The sequence below is a fragment of the Mycobacterium sp. Dal123C01 genome (genome assembly GCF_052566995.1).
In genome coordinates, this window is the sequence record NZ_CP199580.1 from 2,347,254 (window position 1) to 2,369,900 (window position 22,647).

General features: G+C 67.5%; 18 protein-coding genes. 11 read left to right on the plus strand and 7 right to left on the minus strand.

Annotated features, from left to right (window positions below):
* Window positions 1-252: 252 nt before the first annotated feature.
* The 6 genes from ACTXG5_RS11320 to ACTXG5_RS11345 all read left to right on the plus strand — a co-directional run bounded on the left by ACTXG5_RS11320 (window position 253) and on the right by ACTXG5_RS11345 (window position 8,322).
* Window positions 253-1,134, plus strand: a complete 882-nt coding sequence (locus ACTXG5_RS11320) for a DUF5336 domain-containing protein (protein ID WP_445163736.1) — start codon at window positions 253-255, stop codon at window positions 1,132-1,134.
* A gap of 39 nt (window positions 1,135-1,173) precedes the next feature.
* On the plus strand, window positions 1,174-2,607 hold the full coding sequence (locus tag ACTXG5_RS11325) for a cell division protein PerM (protein ID WP_445163737.1): 1,434 nt from the start codon (window positions 1,174-1,176) through the stop codon (window positions 2,605-2,607).
* Between the two features lie 89 nt (window positions 2,608-2,696).
* Complete coding sequence (gene purN / locus ACTXG5_RS11330; protein WP_445163738.1) at window positions 2,697-3,326, plus strand: phosphoribosylglycinamide formyltransferase; 630 nt, start codon at window positions 2,697-2,699, stop codon at window positions 3,324-3,326.
* Window positions 3,327-3,333: 7 nt separating this feature from the next.
* Window positions 3,334-4,905: a bifunctional phosphoribosylaminoimidazolecarboxamide formyltransferase/IMP cyclohydrolase gene (purH, locus tag ACTXG5_RS11335; protein WP_445163739.1), complete on the plus strand. Its 1,572-nt coding sequence runs from the start codon at window positions 3,334-3,336 to the stop codon at window positions 4,903-4,905.
* A gap of 44 nt (window positions 4,906-4,949) precedes the next feature.
* The gene (locus ACTXG5_RS11340; protein ID WP_445163740.1) at window positions 4,950-6,335 is read left to right on the plus strand and encodes a sigma 54-interacting transcriptional regulator; all 1,386 of its coding nucleotides are present in this window, start codon (window positions 4,950-4,952) and stop codon (window positions 6,333-6,335) included.
* On the plus strand, window positions 6,328-8,322 hold the full coding sequence (locus tag ACTXG5_RS11345; RefSeq protein WP_445163741.1) for a vWA domain-containing protein: 1,995 nt from the start codon (window positions 6,328-6,330) through the stop codon (window positions 8,320-8,322). Before ACTXG5_RS11340 ends, ACTXG5_RS11345 begins: the two co-directional genes overlap by 8 nt.
* A gap of 182 nt (window positions 8,323-8,504) precedes the next feature.
* Here the strand turns inward: ACTXG5_RS11345 and ACTXG5_RS11350 are convergent, their stop codons facing one another.
* From ACTXG5_RS11350 to ACTXG5_RS11380, 7 genes are all read right to left on the minus strand, one after another.
* The gene (locus ACTXG5_RS11350; RefSeq protein ID WP_445163742.1) at window positions 8,505-9,107 is read right to left on the minus strand and encodes a DUF1707 SHOCT-like domain-containing protein; all 603 of its coding nucleotides are present in this window, start codon (window positions 9,105-9,107) and stop codon (window positions 8,505-8,507) included.
* A gap of 75 nt (window positions 9,108-9,182) precedes the next feature.
* Window positions 9,183-9,980 carry an enoyl-CoA hydratase family protein gene (locus ACTXG5_RS11355; protein WP_445163743.1) on the minus strand — a complete coding sequence of 266 codons (798 nt, stop codon included), beginning with the start codon at window positions 9,978-9,980 and terminating at the stop codon, window positions 9,183-9,185.
* Window positions 9,980-11,146, minus strand: coding sequence for an acyl-CoA dehydrogenase family protein (locus ACTXG5_RS11360; RefSeq protein WP_445163744.1), 1,167 nt, complete (start codon window positions 11,144-11,146; stop codon window positions 9,980-9,982). Before ACTXG5_RS11360 ends, ACTXG5_RS11355 begins: the two co-directional genes overlap by 1 nt.
* The gene (locus ACTXG5_RS11365; RefSeq protein WP_445163745.1) at window positions 11,143-13,158 is read right to left on the minus strand and encodes an acetyl/propionyl/methylcrotonyl-CoA carboxylase subunit alpha; all 2,016 of its coding nucleotides are present in this window, start codon (window positions 13,156-13,158) and stop codon (window positions 11,143-11,145) included. The genes ACTXG5_RS11360 and ACTXG5_RS11365 overlap by 4 nt, the downstream gene beginning before the upstream one ends.
* A 5-nt stretch (window positions 13,159-13,163) precedes the next feature.
* Window positions 13,164-14,753, minus strand: coding sequence for an acyl-CoA carboxylase subunit beta (locus tag ACTXG5_RS11370; protein WP_445164369.1), 1,590 nt, complete (start codon window positions 14,751-14,753; stop codon window positions 13,164-13,166).
* Window positions 14,754-14,841: 88 nt separating this feature from the next.
* Window positions 14,842-15,990: an acyl-CoA dehydrogenase family protein gene (locus ACTXG5_RS11375; RefSeq protein ID WP_445163746.1), complete on the minus strand. Its 1,149-nt coding sequence runs from the start codon at window positions 15,988-15,990 to the stop codon at window positions 14,842-14,844.
* A complete protein-coding gene (locus tag ACTXG5_RS11380; RefSeq protein ID WP_445163747.1) occupies window positions 15,987-17,708 on the minus strand; it encodes an acyclic terpene utilization AtuA family protein in 1,722 nt (573 codons plus the stop codon). Before ACTXG5_RS11380 ends, ACTXG5_RS11375 begins: the two co-directional genes overlap by 4 nt.
* Before the next feature lie 247 nt (window positions 17,709-17,955).
* Here ACTXG5_RS11380 and rpmF point away from each other — a divergent pair, with 247 nt between their 5' ends.
* From rpmF to ACTXG5_RS11405, 5 genes are all read left to right on the plus strand, one after another.
* On the plus strand, window positions 17,956-18,129 hold the full coding sequence (gene rpmF, locus ACTXG5_RS11385) for a 50S ribosomal protein L32 (protein WP_313865396.1): 174 nt from the start codon (window positions 17,956-17,958) through the stop codon (window positions 18,127-18,129).
* A gap of 63 nt (window positions 18,130-18,192) precedes the next feature.
* Complete coding sequence (gene mprA, locus ACTXG5_RS11390) at window positions 18,193-18,876, plus strand: two-component system response regulator MprA (RefSeq protein ID WP_445163748.1); 684 nt, start codon at window positions 18,193-18,195, stop codon at window positions 18,874-18,876.
* Window positions 18,876-20,426, plus strand: a complete 1,551-nt coding sequence (locus tag ACTXG5_RS11395; protein WP_445163749.1) for an ATP-binding protein — start codon at window positions 18,876-18,878, stop codon at window positions 20,424-20,426. Before mprA ends, ACTXG5_RS11395 begins: the two co-directional genes overlap by 1 nt.
* 74 nt (window positions 20,427-20,500) lie before the next feature.
* Complete coding sequence (locus ACTXG5_RS11400; RefSeq protein ID WP_445163750.1) at window positions 20,501-22,072, plus strand: S1C family serine protease; 1,572 nt, start codon at window positions 20,501-20,503, stop codon at window positions 22,070-22,072.
* Window positions 22,072-22,620, plus strand: coding sequence for a MogA/MoaB family molybdenum cofactor biosynthesis protein (locus ACTXG5_RS11405; RefSeq protein WP_445163751.1), 549 nt, complete (start codon window positions 22,072-22,074; stop codon window positions 22,618-22,620). The genes ACTXG5_RS11400 and ACTXG5_RS11405 overlap by 1 nt, the downstream gene beginning before the upstream one ends.
* Window positions 22,621-22,647 lie beyond the last annotated feature (27 nt).

Consider the following 22,647-nt stretch of genomic DNA (forward strand, 5'->3'; position numbering starts at 1 on the left):
GAGCAAGCGGCCCCCCGCAAACCACTTCGCGGACCGGGTCCGGTGGCGATCGGCCCTGGTCGCGCGCGGGAGCCGGTCGCTCCGGCACGGCCGCCCGAACGTGCGCTAGCGTGGTTGATCGATCGCGCGTAACGCAAGCGCGGGCACGTCTTGGCGTTTGAGAACGGCGGGCCTGAGAGCACAGCGCCGCACTGCAACAGTGGCGTGGCGCCCGCTGACGGCTTGAAGGCACTGGAAGCAACAGGAGGACTCATGACCTACTCGCCCGGTAGTCCCGGATATCCGCAAGCGCAGCCCGGCGGCTCCTATCCAGGCGCCACACCGTCGTTCGCGAAAACTGAGGACGGTGAGAGCAAGCTTCCGCTGTACGTCAACATCGCGGTGGTGGCACTCGGCCTGGCGGTATACCTGCTGAATTTCGGGCCAACCTTCATACTCAGCGCCGACCTCGGTCCGGCCTCCGGTGGACGCGCCGGTGACGCCGGCACCGCGGTGCTCGTCGCCGTGCTGGCCTCGCTGCTCGCCGGGCTGAGCCTGCTGCCCAAGGCAAAGAATTACGCGGGCGTGGTGGCGGCCGTCGCCGTCTTGGGAGCGCTGCTGTCGATCGCGGAGGTCATCAACACACCGACCGGGTTCGCCGTCGGCTGGGCCATGTGGCCGCTGGTGGCGTCCAGCGTGCTGCAGGCGGTTGCCGCCGTCGTCCTGATTCTGTTGGACGCCGGCGTCATCACCGCGCCCCCGCCGCGGCCCAAGTACGACCCTTACGCGCAGCAGTACGGGCAATACGGCCAGTACGGGCAGCAGCAATACGGAGGCCAGCAGCACGGCGGGTACTACGGTCAGCAAAATCCGCAGCAGCACAACCCGCAGGGCTCCGGGTATGGGTCGCAGTACGGCGGTGGCTACCCCTCGAGCCAGGCCCCAACTCAGAGCGCGATGCCGACCACTGGCGGATTCGGTGCCCAGTCCCCGCAATCCGGACCTCAGTCGGCGGCGCAGCAGGGTCCGTCCACCCCACCGACCGGCTTCCCGAGCTTCAGCCCGCCACCCTCGGTCGGCGGTGCGGGCTTATCCGAGCAACCCGGGGACCAGCACCAGTCGCCTTCGTCGCCCTCCGGGCCGGCCCCGGCCTAACCGCGGGCTCTCGCGCCTCGTCGGGCACGTGCGCCAACGGTGAAAAGGGTGTCAGAAAGCGGGGACAACCGGACAGCGGGCGCTCGTCAGGCGCGCGACCTCGTCCGGGTCGCGTTCGGCCCGGCTGTGCTGGCGCTGGTGATCATCGCCGCCGTCACGCTGCTTCAGCTGCTGATCGCCAACAGCGACATGACCGGCGCGCTGGGGGCGATCGCCAGTATCTGGCTCGGTGTGCACCGAGTACCGATTTCGATCGGCGGTCGCGAGCTGGGCGTGCTGCCGCTGCTGCCAATCCTGTTGATGGTGTGGGGGACCGCGCGGACCACGGCGCGGGCCACCACCAGATATTCGTCATGGCTCGTGGTCCGCTGGGTCGTCGCCGCGGCACTGGGTGGACCGTTGCTGATCGCGGCGATTGCGCTGGCGGTCATCCACGACGCCTCCACCGTGCTCACCGAGCTGCAGACTCCCAATGCCCTGCGCGCGTTTACCAGCGTTCTGGTGGTGCATGCCATCGGTGCCGCGATCGGCGTGTGGTCCCGGGTGGGCCGACGGGCGCTGATGGCGGCGTCACTGCCCTCCTGGCTGGGTGATTCGCTGCGTGCCGCGGCCGCCGGTGTGCTGGCGCTGGTCGGGCTCTCCGGGTTGGTGACGGCGGGATCGCTGGTTGTGCACTGGGCGACGATGCAAGATCTCTTCGGGATCACCGATTCCATCTTCGGCGAGTTCAGCCTCACCGTGCTCTGTCTGCTCTACGCGCCCAACGTCATCGTCGGCACGTCGGCGGTCGCGGTGGGGTCCAGTGCCCATCTTGGTTTTGCGACGTTCAGTTCGTTCACCGTGTTTGGCGGCGATATTCCGGCGCTGCCCATCCTGGCCGCGGCACCGACGCCGCCGCTGGGGCCGGTGTGGGTGGCGCTGCTCATCGTCGGGGCGGCGTCGGGTGTGGCGGTTGGCCAGCAATGCGCCCGGCGTCCGCTCCCGCTGGTTCCGGCGCTGGGCAAGCTGTTGCTCGCCGCGGCGGCCGGGGCCCTGACGATGTCGCTGCTGGCCTACGGCAGCAGCGGCCGGCTGGGCAACTTCGGCGACGTCGGGGTGGACCAGGGCGCCATGCTGATCGGCAGCTTCTTCTGGTTCGCGGTCGTCGGCTGGGTCACGGTGGTGATGACCGGCGGGATCAGGCGCCGGCCCAGGCGTCTCAAACAACGACGCGCGCCCGCGCCGCCGGCCGACGAACCGAAGGACTTCGCGGACGTTTTCTCCGAGCCCGTCCACTCCGCGGACCACGACCTGCTGCTCGACGGCGACGACGACGAGGAAGCGTTCCCGGCCATGTTTGCCGAGCCCACACCGGGCGAACCCGTGCCAGACGAGCCCACACCGGGCGAACCCGCGCCTGACGAGCCCGCGCCCGACGAGCCCACGCCGGACGGACCGGAGCACAGCGCGACCGAGCGCGATTCCGGAGATTAGCCGCGCTGCCGGCTCAGAGCGGCACGTCGGGGTTCGCTGCGCGGCCCGTCGTATCGTCAGCCGGGCAGCGTCGTTAGTAGGCTCGCGATGTGGTCGAACCGCTCCGCGTGCCCCCGAGTGCGCCGGCGCGACTCGTGGTGCTGGCGTCGGGCACCGGATCGCTCCTGAGTTCGATGCTGGCCGGCGCGGTCGGTGACTACCCGGCGCGCGTGGTCGCCGTCGGCGTGGATCGCGACTGCCGGGCCACCGAGATCGCCGCAGCCGCGTCCATCCCGACCTTCACCGTCCGACTTGGCGACTATCCCGACCGCGATGCCTGGGACGCTGCGATCACCGAGGCCACCGCCGCGCACTCGCCCGATCTGATCGTGGCCGCCGGATTCATGAAAATCCTTGGTCCGCAATTCCTTTCACGGTTCTGCGGACGCACCCTCAATACGCATCCGGCACTACTGCCGGCATTCGCGGGCGCACATGCTGTCCCCGAAGCTTTGGCTTACGGTGTGAAGGTCACCGGCTGTACGGTGCACCTGGTAGATGCCGGCATGGACACCGGGCCGATATTGGCGCAGGAACCCGTTCCGGTGCTCGACGGGGACAACGAAGAGACACTGCATGAACGCATCAAAGTCATCGAACGGCGGCTGTTGGTGGACGTGGTGGCCGCGATGGCGACCCGCGGCGTGACCTGGATTGGACGAAAGGCGACCCTGGGATGAGCACCCTATGAGCACCGACGAGTCAAGAAGAGCGATTCGCCGCGCGTTGATCAGCGTCTACGACAAGACCGGGCTGATAGAACTCGCCCAGGGCCTGAGTGCGGCGGGCGTCGAGATCGTCTCGACCGGATCGACCGCGAAGACCATTGCGGACAAAGGGATTTCGGTGACCCCGGTAGAGGAGCTGACCGGCTTCCCCGAGGTGCTCGATGGCCGGGTCAAGACACTGCACCCGCGGGTGCATGCCGGACTGCTGGCCGATCTGCGCAAGCCCGAGCACGCCGCGGCGCTTGAACAGCTCGGGATCGCGGCCTTCGAACTGGTGGTCGTCAACCTGTATCCGTTCAGCGAGACCGTCGACTCCGGCGCCGGCATCGACGAATGCGTCGAGCAGATCGACATCGGCGGGCCGTCGATGGTTCGGGCGGCCGCGAAGAACCATCCGAGTGTGGCGGTCGTCGTCGACCCGCTCGGCTACGACGGGGTGCTCGCCGCGACGCGCGATGGTGGCTTCACGCTCGCCGAGCGCAAGAAGCTGGCGTCGCTGGCCTTTCAGCACACCGCGGAGTACGACATCGCCGTGGCGAGCTGGATGGAGTCGACCCTGGCCCCCGAACATCCGGCGACGACCTTTCCGCAGTGGCTCGGCCACAACTGGCGCCGCTCGGCGATGCTGCGCTACGGCGAGAACCCGCACCAACAAGCGGCGCTCTACGTCGACCCGGGCGCGTGGCCGGGGCTGGCGCAGGCCGAGCAGCTGCACGGAAAAGAGATGTCCTACAACAACTTCACCGACGCGGACGCGGCCTGGCGCGCGGCCTTCGACCATGAGCAGACATGTGTGGCAATCATCAAGCACGCCAACCCGTGTGGGATCGCCATCTCGTCGGTTTCGGTCGCCGACGCACATCGCAAGGCCCACGAATGCGACCCGCTGAGCGCGTTCGGGGGAGTCATCGCCGCCAATACCGAGGTCAGCGTTGAGATGGCCGAGTACGTCAGCACCATCTTCACCGAGGTGATCATCGCCCCCGCCTACGCGCCGGATGCCCTTGACGTGCTGACCCGCAAGAAGAACATCCGGGTACTCGTGGCTTCCGAACCGCTGGCCGGCGGCTCCGAGGTGAGACCCGTCAGCGGGGGACTGCTGGTGCAGCAGCGTGATCAGCTCGACGCGCACGGCGACAACCCGGTCAACTGGACACTGGCCACCGGATCACCGGCCGACCCGGCGACGTTGGGCGACCTGGTCTTTGCGTGGCGTACCTGCCGCGCGGTCAAGTCGAACGCCATCGTGATCGCCTCCGGCGGCGCCACCATCGGTGTGGGCATGGGTCAGGTCAACCGGGTCGACGCGGCCCGGCTGGCTGTCGAACGCGGCGGCGACCGAGTCGGTGGTGCGGTGGCCGCGTCCGACGCGTTCTTCCCTTTCCCCGACGGGTTGGAAACGCTGGCTCACGCCGGAGTCAAGGCGATCGTGCACCCCGGGGGCTCGGTGCGCGATGACGAAGTGACCGCGGCGGCGGCCGAGGCCGGCGTCACGTTGTACCTCACCGGTGCTCGCCACTTCGCGCACTAAACCCGGTGCGCATGACGCACATCTGGATCGCGACGTAGCGTGGAGTGGTGACCTCACCGAGCAATCTGCCCCGAACTGTGGGCGAGCTACGTGCCGCCGGCCATCGTGAACGCGGAGTCAAGCAGGAAATCCGAGAGAATCTGCTGACCGCGTTGGCCGAGGGGGACGACATTTGGCCGGGCATCCTGGGATTCGACGACACCGTGCTGCCTCAGCTAGAGCGGGCGCTGATCGCCGGTCACGACTTCGTTCTGCTCGGCGAACGCGGCCAGGGCAAAACCCGGCTACTGCGCGCATTGACCGGCCTGCTTGACGAGTGGACGCCGGTGATCGCCGGGTCCGAGCTCAGCGAGCATCCGTACACCCCGATCACGCCGGAGTGGATCCGGCGGGCCGCGCAGCTCGGCGACGACCTGCCGGTGGAGTGGAAGCATCGCAGCGAGCGCTACACCGAGAAGCTGGCGACTCCTGATACCAGCGTCGCCGACCTGGTCGGTGACATCGACCCGATCAAGGTGGCCGAGGGACGCAGCCTCGGCGACCCGGAGACCATCGCCTACGGATTGATTCCCCGCGCGCACCGCGGCATCGTGGCGGTCAACGAGCTGCCCGACCTCGCCGAGCGCATTCAGGTGTCGATGCTCAACGTCATGGAGGAGCGCGACATTCAGGTCCGCGGCTACACGCTGCGCCTGCCACTGGACGTGTTGGTGGTCGCCAGCGCCAACCCCGAGGACTACACCAACCGCGGCCGCATCATCACCCCGCTCAAAGACCGGTTCGGCGCCGAGATCCGCACCCACTACCCGCTGGAACTGGAGGCGGAGGTGGGCGTCATCGTCCAGGAAGCGCACCTGAGCGCGCAGGTACCCGAGTACCTGACGCAGGTGATCGCGCGGTTTGCCCGCTACCTGCGGGAGTCCAACTCGGTCGATCAGCGATCCGGGGTATCGGCGCGGTTCGCCATCGCTGCCGCCGAGACCGTCGCCGCCTCCGCGCGGCACCGCGGCGCGATGCTCGGCGAGAGCGACCCGGTGGCCCGAGTTGTCGACCTGGGCACCGTGATCGACGTGCTGCGCGGCAAGCTGGAATTCGAATCCGGTGAGGAAGGCCGCGAGCAGGCGGTGCTCGAGCACCTGCTGCGCCGGGCGACCGCCGACACCGCGTCCAGAGCGCTCGGCGGTATCGATGTCGCCCCATTGGTCACCGCCGTGGAAGGCGGTTCGGCGGTGACGACGGGCGAGCGCATCTCGGCCAAGGATGTGCTGGCCGCCGTTCCGGGGTTGCCCGTCGTGGAGGAAATCGCCGACCGGCTGCACGCGGAATCCGAGGGCGAACGCGCCGCGGCGCTGGAGCTGGCGCTGGAGGCGCTGTATCTGGCCAAGCGAATCGACAAGGTATCCGGGGAGGGCCAAACCGTCTATGGCTAAGCCTTTTTCGAAGGGGCACGCCTCACGTTACTCGGCGTACACCGGCGGGCCTGACCCGCTGGCTCCGCCGGTGGATCTGCGCGAGGCGCTCGAGCAGATCGGGCAGGACGTCATGGGCGGCACCTCGCCGCGCCGGGCGCTGTCCGAGCTGCTGCGCCGCGGTACCAAGAGTATGCCCGGCGCCGACCGGCTGGCGGCAGAAGCGAACCGCCGCCGCCGGGATCTATTGCGCCGCAACAACTTAGACGGGACACTGCAGGAGATCAAGAAGCTACTCGACGAGGCGGTGCTGGCCGAACGCAAGGAACTGGCCCGCGCGCTCGACGACGACGCCCGCTTCGGCGAACTGCAGCTCGATGCGCTGCCGGCGTCGCCGGCCAAGGCGGTCCAAGAGCTTTCCGAGTACAACTGGCGCAGCGACCAGGCCCGCGAAAAGTACGAGCAGATCAAGGATTTGCTCGGCCGCGAGATGCTCGATCAACGCTTCGCCGGCATGAAAGAAGCGCTGGAGGGCGCCACCGACGAGGATCGCCAGCGCGTCACCGATATGGTCAACGACCTCAACGAGCTGCTGGACAAGCACGGCCGGGGTGAGGACACCCAACAGGACTTCGATGACTTCATGGACAAGCACGGCGAGTTCTTCCCGGAGAACCCGCGCAATGTCGACGAGCTGCTGGACTCGCTGGCCCAGCGCGCTGCCGCCGCGCAGCGTTTCCGCAACAGCCTGAGCCCGGATCAGCGCGCCGAACTTGATGCCTTGGCGCAGCAGGCATTTGGTTCGCCGTCGCTGGTGCAGGCGTTGAATCGTCTCGATTCGCATCTGCAGGCCGCGCGGCCGGGCGAAGACTGGATGGGCTCCGAACAGTTCTCCGGCGACAACCCGTTGGGAATGGGTGAGGGCGCCCAGGCCATGGCGGACGTCGCCGAGCTGGAGCAGCTGGCCGACCAGCTTTCGCAGAGCTATCCCGGCGCCGCCATGGACGACGTCGATCTCGACGCGCTGGCACGCCAGCTCGGCGACGAGGCCGCCGTCGATGCACGAACACTGGCCGAACTGGAACGGGCACTGGTTAATCAGGGCTTCCTGGATCGTGGTTCCGACGGCCAGTGGCGACTGTCGCCGATGGCCATGCGCAGACTCGGTGAGACGGCGCTACGCGATGTGGCACAACAGCTTTCCGGCCGGCGTGGCGAGCGCGACCTGCGGCGCGCCGGGGCGGCGGGCGAGCTGACCGGTGCGACTCGGCCCTGGCAGTTCGGTGACACCGAACCGTGGAACATCCCCCGCACGCTGACCAACGCGGTACTGCGGCAGGCCGGAACCGCGACCCTCGACGGCCCGGCCGGCCCGATCCGGATAACCGTCGACGACGTCGAGGTGTCCGAGACTGAGACGCGCACGCAATCCGCGGTGGCGTTGCTGGTGGATACCTCGTTTTCGATGGTGATGGAGAATCGCTGGCTGCCGATGAAGCAGACGGCGCTCGCGCTCAACCACCTGATCGGTACACGGTTCCGGTCGGATGCCTTGCAGATCATCGCCTTTGGCCGATACGCCCGGACGGTGACGGCCGCCGAGCTGACCGGTCTCGAGGGGGTCTACGAGCAGGGCACCAACCTGCATCACGCACTGGCGCTGGCGGGCCGCCATCTGCGTCGCCACCCCAACGCGCAGCCCGTGGTGCTGGTGGTGACCGACGGTGAGCCGACCGCACACTTGGAGGATCTCGACGGTGACGGTTCGTCGGTGTTTTTTGATTACCCACCCCATCCGCGGACCATCGCCCACACCGTGCGCGGGTTCGACGATATGGCGCGGCTGGGCGCGCAGGTCACGATCTTCCGGCTGGGCAGCGATCCCGGCCTGGCGCGGTTCATCGACCAGGTCGCGCGGCGGGTCGAGGGGCGCGTCGTGGTGCCTGATCTCGACGGGCTGGGAGCAGCGGTGGTCGGCGACTATCTGCGGTCCCGGCGCCGTCGTTAGCGGACATCGCGGCTGACTGGGCGCCGCCAGTGGGCGCTCGAAATTTACTGTCGCAAATCGTCATTCGAGTTGTGATCGCCCAGAGGTATTGGGCCTGTCGATAACTCGGCGCCAGACCACTTTGCGGCGCCATGTGGGACGCGTCATGCGCCGTAGGTAGGGCCGTGCGAGCGTGCTGCGGTTTACGGGTGGAGTCTGCGCGCTTTGCGCTTAATGCCCACACCGCCCCATAGCGAGAAGCCGTGAATATTCACCCTCGGTGCGCCGGGCGTACCTTGGCCCACGACATCGCGGTCGAAACCGCCCATCACACCGCGGCCGCGAATTTCGACGTTGACTTCGGGTGGCAGCACGATGTTCTGCGCACCCATGATCGAGACCACGTGGATATCGACTTCGGTCGACGTGAAATCGGCGTAGCGCAGATCAACCACCCCGCTGCCCCAGAGCGTGAACGTGGTCAGCTTCTTGGGCACGTTCCACCGGCCGCGCCGTTCGAATCCGCTCAGCAGGGCGAGCAGCAGCGTGGAGGGCGCCGGATTGGTTTTGCCACCCCGGCGGGTGTTTATCGGCGCGCCCGGTAAATCCGCCCGGAGCCGATCCAGTTCCTCGTATGTCGTCGCCGCATATGCCCTGGTCAGGCGATCTTCATAGTCTTTGAGCTGCAGCCGGCCCTGCTCAGCGGCATATGCCAGCAGCTGCGCAATTTGTATGCGATCGGTGTCGGCCGCACGCGACTCACGGTCGCGCGCGTCCTTCGCATCATTCGGCGCCGAATCGCTCATCACCCACGAGCGTACGACGTACAACTTTTGCTGCAAGAGAGTTGGCTAAATCGCAATGATCTTCCTACGGGCGGGTCAATTGTCGCCGGCGTCCTCGGCTGCGGGCGGCGCCCAACTGGGTGGACGTTTCTGCAGGAAAGACAGCATGCCTTCGCGAGCTTCGTCGGAGACAAAAAGACCGGCGGACTCCTCAGTAAGGCGTTCGGCGTCGCGGTCGAATCCTTCGAGCACGGCCGTTGTCGTCAGTGCCTTCGACGCCGCCAGACCCTGCGGCGATCCACGGCCCAGATCGGCGACCAGCTTCGCCACCGCGGCATCCACATCGTCGGCCGCCATCGTGACCAACCCGATCTCCGCGGCTTGGCCGGCGTCGAACGTCTCGCCGGTCAGGTAGTACCGGGCGGCCGCCCGCGGCGACAGCTTCGGCAGCAGCGTCAGCGAGATGATCGCCGGGGCGACACCGATTCGGGCCTCGGTCAGCGCGAAGGTGCTGCGCGGCCCGGCCACCGCGATATCGCAGGCACCGACGAGGCCGAATCCGCCCGCCCGGACATGTCCGTTGATCGCGGCGATCACCGGCAGCGGCGCCTCGACGATGGCGCGCAACAGCGTGGTCAGTTCCCGGGCCCGGGTCGCGGCCATCTCGAAGGGATCACCACCGCTGGCCTCGCTCAGGTCCGCGCCGGCGCAGAACGTGCCGCCGGTGTGGCCGAGCACCACCACCCGCACCGCCGGATCGGCCACCGCGTCGCGCAGGCCCTGGTGCAATTGGCTGACCAGAGTGGCCGAGAGCGCGTTGCGGTTGTGCGGTGAGTTCAGCGTCAGCCGGGCGAACGGTGCCGTGACGACGTATTCGACAAAACGATCTTCCATCAGTAGGACCGGGGCAGGCCCAGGGATGTCTGCGCGACGAAGTTCAGCACCATCTCACGGCTGATCGGCGCGATCCGTCCCAGCCGGGCCGACGTCAGCATCGCGGCGACACCGTACTCCTTCGTCAGGCCGTTGCCGCCCATCGACTGCACGGCCTGATCCACCGAACGGGTAGCTGCCTCGGCCGCAGCGTATTTGGCCATATTGGCGGCTTCGGCAGCGCCGACGTCGTCGCCGCTGTCATAGAGCGAGGCCGCCTTCTGCATCATCAGCTTGGCGAGCTCTACCTCAATGTGGCACTGCGCCAACGGATGTGACAGGCCCTGGTGCGCGCCGATCGGCGTTCCCCACACCTGGCGGGTCTTCACGTAGTCGACGGCCTTTTCCAGCGCGAACCGGCCCATCCCCACCGAGCTGGCCGCGCCCATGATCCGCTCGGGATTCAGGCCCGCGAAAAGCTGTGCGATCGCGGCGTCCTCGGCTCCGACGAGCGCATCGGCGGGCAGCCGGACATCGTCGAGGAATACCTGGAACTGGCGCTCGGGGCTGATCAGTTCCATCTCGATCGGGGTGTAGCTGAACCCCGGGGAATCGGTGGGCACCACGAACAGCGCCGGGCGCAGCTTGCCGGTCTTGGCCTCCTCGGTGCGGGCCACCGTCAGCACGGCCTGCGCCTGGTCGATCCCGGAGATAAAGACCTTCTGGCCCTTGAGAATCCAGTCACTGCCATCGCGACGCGCCGTCGTGGTGATCTTGTGCGAGTTGGACCCTGCGTCGGGCTCGGTGATCGCGAACGCCATCGTCAAAGAGCCGTCGGCGATGGACGGGATCCAGCGCTTCTTCTGTTCTTCCGTGCCGAACTTGCTGATGATCGTGCCGTTGATCGCCGGTGACACCACCATCAGCAGCAGTGCGCTGCCCGCGGCGGCCATTTCCTCCATGACCAGCGACAGCTCGTACATCCCGGCGCCACCGCCGCCATATTCCTCCGGCAGGTTCACGCCGAGGAAACCGAGCTTGCCTGCCTCGGACCACAATTCATCGGTGTGCTCGTGTGCGCGCGCCTTTTCCAGGTAGTACTCGCTGCCGTAGTTGGATGCCCACGCGGACACCGACTTGCGCAGCGCCCGGCGCTCCTCGCTTTCGATGAAGCTGGTATCGGTCATTCGGTATCTCCTTTTGCTTGGTCTTCTGAATGGGCGCCGTCGGGCGCTTCGACGATTGCCAGGACGGCCCCGACTTCGACTTGCTGACCGGTCGTGACGTTGAGTGAACTGAGCACACCGTCGGCAGGGGCGGTGATGGTGTGCTCCATCTTCATCGCCTCCAGCCAGATCAGCGGCTGACCGGCCGTGACGGTGTCACCCACCTGCGCGCCGAGCCGGATGACATTGCCGGGCATCGGCGCCACCAGCGACCCCTCGGCGACGGAGGAACCCGGCTCGGGGAACCGTGGGACCGCGTCGAAATGGACCGGACCGCGCGCCGAGTCGACATAGACATCCCGGCCATACCGCGCCACCGCGAAGCTGCACGCCACCCCGCTGGCATCGGCCAGCACGACCTCTTCGGGTGCTGACGAAACCAGCTGCACCGGCTCGTCGCCGGCGAGCACCAATCCGGTTCTGGTGAACCGGTATTCGACCCGGTGCTCGTTGTCCTCGTCGTCCCGGTAGGTCTTGACCTGGTAGCCCGTGGTCAGGTTCCGCCAGCCACTGGGCATCGGGCCGAACACGGCGGCGGTGACGCGATTGTGTGCGGCCTCGGCGAGCGCGGCGGCAATCGCCGACAAACGGACGACGCCTTCGTCGCCCAGCGGCGCCGACAACTGCGCCAGGCCGTGGGTGTCGAAAAACGCGGTGTCGGTCGCACCGTCGAGGAATGCCGGATGCCGCAGCACGTTCACCAACAGCTCGCGGTTGGTGCGCAGCCCGTGCAACCGCGTTCGGGCCAGCGCGTCGGCAAGCACCAGCGCGGATTGCCGGCGGGTCGGGGCGTACGAGATGACCTTGGCCAGCATGGGGTCGTAGTGAATCGAGACGGTCGATCCATCGACAATGCCGGAGTCCAGCCGGATTCCGGTGCGCTGGCCCAGCGAGCTGAACTGTGCCCGAGTGCCCGGCACGTCGAAGGTGTGCACCAGTCCGGCTTGCGGCTGCCAGCCGCGCGCGGGATCTTCGGCATACAGCCGGGCTTCAATCGAATGACCCTGGGCGGCAGGAGGTTCGGCATCCAGACGGCCGCCCTCGGCAACCGCGAGCTGTAGTTCGACGAGGTCGAGCCCGGTGGTCTCTTCGGTGACCGGGTGCTCGACCTGCAGCCTGGTGTTCATCTCCAGGAAGAAGAACTCACCGTCTTGAGAGTTTGGGTCGGCGAGGAACTCCACCGTGCCGGCGCCGGTGTAGCCGATGGCGGCGGCGGCCAGTCGGGCCGCGTCGAACAGCTTGGTCCGCATACCCGGAGTGCGCTCCACCAAGGGGGACGGGGCCTCTTCGATGACCTTCTGGTGGCGGCGCTGAATCGAGCATTCCCGTTCCCCGACGGCCCACACGGTGCCGTGAGTGTCGGCAAGGACCTGAACCTCGACATGGTGGCCGGTCGGCAGGTAGCGCTCGCAGAACACGGTCGGATCGCCGAAGGCGGACTGTGCCTCGCGCTGGGCTGCGGCGACTTCGCCTGGCAGAGCTGACAACTCGCGTACCACGCGCATTCCGCGGCCACCCCCGCCCGCGGAAGCCTTGACCAGCACCGGCAGCTGCGCTTCGGTGACCGAGTCGGGGTCGAGTTCGTCGAGCACCGGTACCCCGGCCGAGGACATCAGCTTCTTGGACTCGATCTTGGAGCCCATCGCGCGCACCGCGTCCACCGGCGGACCGACCCAGGTCAGGCCCGCGTCTTGAACGGCGGCCGCGAAGTCGGCGTTCTCCGAGAGGAATCCGTAGCCCGGATGCACCGCGTCGGCGCCCGCGGCACGGGCGGCGGCGATGATGGCCTCGGCGTTCAGGTAATCGTTGGTCTTCGCCAGGCGCACGTGCAAGTCGGCCTCGGCGACGTGCGGGGCCGTGGCGTCCGGCTCGGTGTAGACCGCGACGGTGCCCAGGCCCAGCCGCCGGCAGGTGGCGAAGACCCGCCGGGCGATCTCGCCGCGGTTGGCAACCAGTACTCGAGTGATTCCCATGGGGCTCACATCCGGAAGACGCCGAAGTTCGACGTTCCCTTGATCGGGCCATTGGCGATGGCGGACAGACACATTCCCAGAACCGTGCGGGTGTCGCGGGGATCGATCACACCGTCGTCGTAGAGCATCCCGGACAACACCATGGGCAGCGACTCGGCCTCGATCTGGCCCTCGACGGCGGCGCGCATCGCGGCATCGGCATCCTCGTCGACCTGCTGGCCGCGGGCTTCGGCGGCCGCGCGGCTCACGATCGATAGCACGCCGGCCAGCTGGGCGCCGCCCATCACCGCGGATTTGGCGCTGGGCCAGGAGAACAGGAATCGCGGGTCGTAGGCACGCCCGCACATGCCGTAATGGCCCGCGCCGTACGACGCGCCGATCAGCAGCGAGATGTGTGGGACCGTCGAGTTGGAGACGGCGTTGATCATCATCGACCCGTGCTTGATCATGCCGCCCTCTTCGTAGTCCTTGCCGACCATGTATCCGGTCGTGTTGTGCAAGAACAACAGCGGCGTGTCGAAGCGGTTGGCCAGCTGAATGAATTGGGTGGCCTTCTGCGACTCCTCGCTGAACAGCACACCGCGGTGGTTGGCGAGAATACCGATCGGATATCCGCACAGGGTTGCCCAGCCGGTCACCAGCGACGAGCCGTACAGCGGCTTGAATTCGTCGAATTCGGAGCCGTCGACAATTCGCGCGATCACGTCCCGCGGATCGAACGGGATACGCAGATCCGAAGACACAATGCCGATCAGCTCCTCGGCGTCGAACAACGGGTCCGCCACCGGCCGCGGCGGCGGGCCGAGCTTTCGCCAGTTCAGCCGGGTAACGATGCGACGCCCGATGCGGATCGCGTCGAGCTCGTCGACGGCGAAATAGTCAGCCAGACCCGAAGTGCGGGAATGCATTTCGGCGCCGCCCAACGATTCGTCGTCGGACTCCTCACCGGTGGCCATCTTCACCAGTGGGGGACCGGCCAGGAAAACCTTCGACCGTTCCTTGATCATCACCACGTGATCGGACATGCCGGGAATGTAGGCACCGCCGGCCGTGGAGTTGCCGAAGACGAGCGCGATGGTCGGAATGCCCGCCGCCGACAGCCGGGTCAGGTCACGGAACATCTGCCCGCCAGGGACGAAGATCTCCTTCTGGGTGGGCAGGTCAGCGCCACCGGACTCCACCAGCGACACCACGGGTAGCCGGTTCTGCAGGGCGATCTGATTGGCCCGCAGGATCTTCTTCAGCGTCCACGGGTTGCTGGTGCCGCCCTTGACGGTCGGGTCGTTCGCGACGATCAGGCACTCCACGCCTTCGACCGCGCCGATGCCCACCACGGTGCTCGCGCCCAGGGTGAAGGAACTGCCATAGGCGGCCAGCGGACTCAGCTCGAGAAACGGCGAATCCGGATCCACCAGCAGCTCGATGCGCTCGCGCGCGGTGAGCTTGCCGCGGGAGTGGTGGCGTTCCACGTATTTCGGTCCGCCGCCGGCAAGGGCCTTGCCATGCTCGAGGTCGATCTCGGCAAGCTTGGCGATCATGGTCTCGGCCGCGGCGGCGTAGGCCCCGGCGTTCGAGTCGAGTGTGGACTGCAGCACGGTCATGACCACCGCCGACGATGCAGAGCGGAGCGATGTGGGGGTACCCCCAGCCGCGAAGCGGCGAGGGGGCGAGGAGGCGGTGCAATCATGATTGGAATCCCAAAAGTTTGGCGGACAGTGCGGTGAGGATTTCGGTGGTTCCGCCGCCAATGCCCAGGATCCGCATATCCCGGTACTGACGTTCGACTTCGGATTCGGCCATGTAGCCCATGCCGCCGAAGAGCTGAACGGCTTGGTTGGCAACCCATTCGCCGGCCTCGACGGCCGTGTTCTTGGCGAAGCAGACCTGGGCGATCAGATTCGTCTCGCCCGCCAGCTGGCGTTCGACCACATGGCGCGAATAGACCCGGGCAACGTCGATGCGCCGGGCCATCTCAGCCAAAGTGTTCTGCACGGACTGGCGCGAGATCAGCGGCCGGCCGAACGTTTCGCGGTCGCGACACCACTGCACAGTGATGTCCAGACACCGCTGTGCGCTCGAATATGCTTGCGCGGCAAGGCCGATCCGCTCGGAGACGAAGGCCGCAGCGATCTGGGCGAATCCGCTGTTCTCGGCGCCGACCAGATTGGCCGCCGGCACGCGGGCGTCGGTGTAGGACAGCTCGGCGGTGTCGGAGGACCGCCAGCCCATCTTGTCCAGCTTGCGGCTGACCTCGAAGCCGGGTGTGTCCTTTTCGACCGCCAGTAGCGAAACCCCCGCCGCGCCAGGGCCGCCGGTGCGCACCGCGGTGACGACATAGTCGGCACGCACCCCGGAGGTGATGTAGGTCTTGGCGCCGTTGACCAGGTAATGATCGCCGTCGCGGACCGCGCTGGTCCGCAAATGCCCGACATCCGAACCGCCGCCGGGCTCGGTGATGGCCAGCGATCCGATCTTCTCGCCGGCCAACGTCGGCCGGACAAACGTGTCGATCAGCCGCTGATCGCCGGAGGCGATCATGTGTGGCACCGCGATGCCGCAGGTGAACAGCGACGCGAAGACGCCACCCGGGCCACCGGCCTGATGGAACTCTTCGCAGATGATCACCGCGTCGGCGCCGTCTCCGCCACCGCCACCGACCGGTTCGGGCAATCCCGCGCCCAACAGCCCGGCCGCCCCGGCACGCCGGTGCAAGTCGCGCGGCAAATCACCGGTGCGTTCCCACTCGTCGACGTGGGGCAGGATCTCGCGTTCGGTGAACGAGCGCACCGTCTTTCGTAGCTGCTCGCGTTCCGGGGTGGTCCAGATGTTCACAGTAGATTCTCCGGGATGTCGACGTGGCGGCTGCGCAGCCATTCGCCCAGCCCCTTGGCCTGGGGATCGAACCGCGCTTGGTAGGCGACGCCCTGACCGAGGATGCCCTCGATCACGAAGTTCACCGCGCGCAGGTTGGGCAGCACGTGACGGGTGACATCGAAGTCCGCCGCTTCGGGCAGTAACTCCTTGAGCAGTTCGACGGTCAACGTGTTGGCCAGCCAGCGCCATTGGTCCTCGGTGCGCACCCACACCCCGATGTTGGCCGAGCCGCCCTTGTCGCCGCTGCGAGCGCCGGCGATGCGGCCTAACGGCGCGCGCCGGGTCGGCCCATCCGGCAGCGGCTCGGGCAGTGGCGGTGCAGCGGCGGGGGAGAGTTCTAAAGTATCGGTGGCGCAGGGGATATCGATGCGGGCGCCGTCGGCGTGTACGGCGATGTGCGGCACGTCGGTGGCCTCGACGTAACCCGCGGTGAACACGCCGTACACCTGGCCTTCGGCCGGCGGGGCGGTCACGTGGAAGCCCGGATAGCTGGCAAGCGCCAATTCGACTGCCGCCGAGGAGAATTGGCGTCCGACGTTAGCCGGGTCGGGGTCGCGGACCACGCAGCGCAGCAGCGCGCTGGCGGCTTCCTCGGTGTCGGCGTCGGGGTGATCGGTGCGCGCCAGCGTCCATTCCAGCTCGGCGGGCTTGACGGTGAGCCCGGCTTCGAGTTGGCGGCGCACCAGCTCGGCCTTGGCCTCGATATCCAAACCGGTCAGCACGAAGGTCATCGCGTTGCGGAATCCACCGATGCTGTTCAGCGACACCTTCAATGTGGGCGGCGGTGCTTCGCCGACCACGCCACTGATGCGCACCCGGTCCGGGCCTTCCGAAGACAGCTCGACGCTGTCCATCCGGGCCGTGACATCCGGGTTGGCGTAGCGCGCGCCGGTGATCTCGTAGAGCAGCTGCGCGGTGACGGTGTCGACGCTGACCAGTCCGCCGGTGCCGGGGTGCTTGGTGATCACCGACGATCCGTCCGCGCTGACTTCGGCCAGCGGGAAACCGGGATGGATGAGGCCGGGCACTGCTGGGATCTCTCGGAAGAACGGGTAGTTGCCGCCGGTGGCCTGGACCCCGCATTCGATGACGTGGCCGGCGACCACCGCACCCGCGAGCTCGTTGTAGTCGGTGCGGCCCCAGCCGAAGTGCGCGGCCGCCGCCCCGACGATCACCGACGCGTCGGTGACCCGGCCGGTGACGACGACGTCGGCGCCGTCGTTGAGGCAGTCGACGATGCCCCACGCGCCCAGGTAGGCGTTGGCCGTCAGCGGCGCGCCCAGCCCGAGGTCGGCGGCGCGGGGCGCCAGGTCATCGCCTTCGACGTGGGCGACCCGGGCGCCGATGCCCAGGCGCTCGGTCAGGGCGCGTATCGCCTCGGCCAGTCCGGCGGGGTTGAGACCGCCGGCGTTGGCGACGATGCGCACCCCGCGGTCACGGGCCTCGCCCAGGCAGCCCTCGAGCTGGGTCAGGAAGGTCTTGGCGTAGCCGCGTTCGGGGTGTTTCATCCGGTCGCGGCCCAGGATGAGCATGGTGAGCTCGGCGAGGTAATCGCCGGTGAGGTAGTCCACGTCGCCGCCGGTGAGCATTTCGTGCATCGCCGCGAGCCGATCGCCGTAAAACCCCGAGCAGTTCGCGATCCGGACAGCGCCGGAACGGCCAGGAGCAGAGGCCATTGGCGTCCTCCATTCAGGAATTACCGGTGCTCAACCAACCAACCACCCGGTAGGTTAGCGGGTACCGCCGGTGTCACGTCAAGGATGCCCGCCTCGGCGCTGGTGTCATAGCCGCGCAGGCCGGACGCCCCATTTTGGCGACCAGCAGGTCACCGACTATTCTTTAGGACAATCGTCGCCCGTCGGCCACCCAGGTCATGCCGCGCGACGCACGACCCGAAAACCAAATCGAGGAGAAGGCCCGACCATGGCCGTACCCAAGCGCAGGATGTCGCGCTCGAACACCCGAAGCCGCCGCTCGCAGTGGAAGGCCGAAAAGCCGGAGCTCGTCGGCGTGACAGTGGCCGGCCAGAAGCACAAGGTGCCGCGTCGACTGCTCAAGGCGGCTCGCCTGGGCCTCATCGATCTCGACCGACGCTAATCTCGGGAAATACCCGGCGCGCCTCTCAGGCCGCTCTCAGGCCCTAGGACGAAACTAGTGGCCGTGCGCATTCTTGTCGTCGACGACGATCGCGCGGTCCGCGAGTCGCTGCGCAGATCGCTTTCCTTCAACGGCTACTCCGTCGACCTGGCCCATGACGGGGTTGAAGCCCTGGAGATGATTGCCAGCGACCGGCCCGACGGGCTGGTCCTGGACGTGATGATGCCGCGTCTGGACGGTCTCGAGGTCTGCCGCCACCTCCGCAGCACCGGCGACGACCTGCCGATCCTGGTGCTTACCGCCCGCGACTCGGTGTCCGAGCGGGTCGCCGGCCTCGACGCCGGTGCCGACGATTACCTGCCCAAGCCGTTCGCCCTCGAAGAGCTGTTGGCCCGGATGCGCGCGCTGTTGCGTCGCACCAAGCCCGAGGACGCCGAGTCGGTGGCCATGAAGTTCTCCGATCTGGCCCTGGACCCGGTGACCCGCGAAGTCACCCGCGGAGTCCGCCGGATCAGCCTGACCCGCACCGAATTCGCGCTGCTGGAGATGCTGATCGCCAATCCGCGCCGGGTGCTCACCCGCAGCCGCATCCTCGAGGAGGTGTGGGGATTCGACTTTCCCACCTCGGGCAATGCGCTGGAGGTCTACGTCGGGTATCTGCGCCGTAAGACCGAAGCCGACGGTGAGCTGCGGCTGATCCACACCGTGCGCGGCGTGGGCTACGTCCTTCGGGAGACGCCGCCCTGATGATTCGGTCCCAACGACGTCGGCGCGCACCGCTGCAAGCGCCCAGTTCGTTGTCGCTGCGGTGGCGGGTGATGTTGCTGGCGATGTCGATGGTGGCCATGGTCGTCGTGCTGATGGCATTCGCCGTCTACGCGGTGATCGCGGCGGCCCTGTACAGCGACATCGACAACCAGCTGGACAGCCGAGCGCAGCTGCTGATCGCCAGCGGTTCGCTGGCCGCCGACCCGGCCAAAGCCATCGAGGGCACGGCGTATTCGGACGTCAACGCGATGCTGGTGAATCCGGGCCACTCGATCTACACCGCGCAACAGCCGGGCCAGACCCTGCCGGTCGACGCGCCGGAGAAAGCCGTCATCCGTGGCGACTTGTTCATGTCCCGGCGCACCGCTTCCGACCAGCGGATCCTGGCCATCCACCTGCCCAACGGCAGTTCGCTGCTGATCTCCAAGAGTCTGCGGCCGACCGAGGCGGTGATGACCAAACTGCGCTGGGTGCTGCTGATCGTCGGCGGTATCGGTGTCGCGGTTGCCGCGGTGGCCGGCGGGATGGTCACCCGGGCGGGGCTGCGGCCGGTCGCTCGCCTGACCCAAGCGGCCGAGCGGGTGGCCCGGACCGACGATCTGCGGCCCATCCCCGTCTTCGGCAGCGACGAATTGGCCAGGCTCACCGAGGCATTCAACTTGATGCTGCGGGCACTGGCCGAGTCCCGGGAGCGGCAGGCACGGCTGGTCACCGACGCCGGACACGAGTTGCGCACCCCGCTGACGTCGCTACGGACCAACGTCGAACTGCTGATGGCGTCGATGGAGCCGGGCGCGCCACGGCTCCCCGAACAGGAGATGGTCGACCTGCGTAGCGATGTGCTCGCGCAGATCGAGGAACTGTCCACTCTGGTAGGCGATTTGGTGGACCTCACCCGAGACGACGCCGGCCAGGTGGTGCACGAGCCGGTCGACATGTCCGAGGTCATCGATCGGAGTCTGGAGCGAGTCAGGCGGCGGCGCAACGACATTCACTTCGACGTCGACGTGTTGCCATGGCAGGTCTACGGCGACGCCGCCGGGCTGTCGCGCGCGACGCTGAACCTGATGGACAACGCCGCCAAGTGGAGTCCGCCGGGCAGCCGTGTCGGTGTCCGGATGCGCCAGCTCGACCCGTCGCATGCCGAGCTGGTGGTCTCCGACTTCGGCCCGGGCATCCCGCCGCACGAGCGGCGGCTGGTGTTCGAGCGGTTCTACCGGTCGACGACGGCACGGGCCCTGCCGGGTTCGGGACTGGGGCTGGCCATCGTCAAGCAGGTGGTGCTCAACCACGGCGGACTGCTCCGCGTCGAAGACACCGTTTCGGGCGCCCATCCGCCGGGAACATCGATTTACGTGTTGCTTCCCGGCCGGCCGCTGCCGGGTTCGACGTATTCGACGGGCGGGGCCCAGAGTGGGGCTGACGCCAACAGCGAAGCCAAGACCAACCCTGCCGTTCCCACCGAAGCGAACTCTCGGGATACGACGAGCGTTATCTCAGTGGACTCTCAGTCCGCGCGCGCAAGGTAGTTGCAGTTAGTGTTGGAAATCGAGACAAGTCGAGCTCGATAGCACCCCAATTAGAGGAAGAGCGACTTAGCGACATGACGAATGACCCAAGGTATTCGCCACCGCCGCAGCAGCCGGGATACCGTAGCGCGCCTAACCAGCCCGTAGCCCCCGCGTATGCCCAGGGGCACCAGCAACCGTACAACCAGCCTTTCGACTGGCGGTATCAACAAGGGCAGCAACCGTCGCAGACCACGCAATACCGTCGGCCCTACGAGCCGTTCGGCGACACCGGATCGGGTTCGATACCCGGAGGGACCGGGCCAGGCCGGATACCCGGCGGCACCGGCGCCGGTCCGATACCTGGCGGCACCGGAGTGGGTCCGATTCCCGGGGGCACCGGGACAGGGCCGATGCCGGGCATGATGCCGCCGATGATGCCCCCGCGCAGGCCCGAGCGGCGCTCCCGCGGCGGCGTGATGCTGGTGGGCGCGCTGGCGATCGCGGTGGTGTCGGCCGGTATCGGCGGTGCCGCGGCAACGGTCGTCGAACTAGGTACGCACTCCACGGCCGCCCTCGGCGGTGGCGGCACCTCGGGGGCCACGCCCGGTGTTCCGGCGGCCAATATGGCACCCGGCACCGTCGAGCAGGTCGCCGCCAAGGTGGTGCCCAGCGTTGTCATGCTGGAAACCGATCTCGGCCGCGCCTCGGAAGAGGGCTCCGGCATCATCTTGTCGGCCGACGGGCTGATTCTGACCAACAACCACGTCATCGCCGCTGCCGCCAGCCCGCCGAAAGCACCTAGTGGACCCAGCGGGCCCGTTGGTCCTAGTGGGCCTGTCGGCCCGAGTGGCCCGAGTGGACCTGGCGGTCCCGGTGGACCTGGCGGCCCGGGAGCCCCGGCGCCGAAAACGACCGTGACCTTCTCCGACGGCCGCACCGCACCGTTCACGGTGGTGGGCGCCGATCCCACGAGTGACATCGCCGTCGTCCGCGTCCAAGGTATTTCCGGATTGACTCCCATCGCGATGGGCTCCTCGTCGGATGTGCGGGTCGGGCAGCCGGTGATGGCGATCGGTTCCCCGCTGGGTTTGTCGGGAACGGTGACGACCGGGATCATCAGCGCCCTGAACCGGCCGGTGTCGACGACAGGTGAGTCCGGCAACCAGAACACGGTGCTGGACGCGATTCAGACCGATGCCGCAATCAACCCGGGTAACTCCGGAGGTGCGCTGGTCAACCTGAACGGCCAACTGGTGGGCGTCAACTCCGCGATCGCGACCTTGGGGTCCGATTCGCCGGACGCCCAGAGCGGTTCGATCGGGCTGGGCTTCGCCATTCCGGTCGACCAGGCCAAGCGCATTGCCGACGAGTTGATCAGCACCGGCAAGGCGTCGCATGCGTCACTCGGCGTCCAGGTGACCAGTGACAAGGGCACACCGGGCGCCAAGGTCGTCGACGTCGTGCAGGGCGGTGCGGCCGCGAACGCGGGGCTTCCTAAGAACGTGGTGGTGACCAAAGTTGACGACCGTCCGATCAGCAGCGCCGACGCCTTGGTTGCCGCGGTGCGGTCCAAGGCGCCCGGCGACAAGGTGACGCTGACCTTCCAGGATCCCGGCGGCGGCAACCGGACCGTGCAGGTCACCCTCGGCAAGGCGGATTCCTGATGAGAGTCGATGAGCCGATCGCGGAGCTCGGATATACGGTTGCACCCATGGAAACGGGTGCGGAGTTAGTGGTCGGCCGGGCTCTGGTCGTGGTGGTCGACGATCGCACCGCTCACGGAGATGAAGAAGACCACAGTGGGCCGCTGGTCACCGAGCTGCTGACCGAGGCGGGATTCGTCGTCGACGGTGTGGTGGCGATCGAGGCCGACGAGGTGGAGATCCGCAACGCGCTGAACACCGCCGTTATCGGTGGGGTGGATCTGGTGGTCTCCGTCGGCGGGACCGGAGTCACGCCGCGCGACGTCACTCCCGAGGCCACCCGCGAGATCCTGGACCGGGAAATCCTCGGCATCGCCGAAGCCGTCCGCGCTTCCGGGCTGTCCGCGGGAATCATCGACGCGGGACTGTCACGCGGTCTGGCCGGCATCTCCGGCAGCACATTGGTGGTCAACCTCGCCGGTTCGCGCTACGCGGTGCGCGACGGTATGGCCACGCTGAATCCACTCGCCGCGCAGATCATCGGGCAGTTATCGAGCCTCGAGATCTAAAGTCGGCCGGCGCAGTTTCTGGCTCGC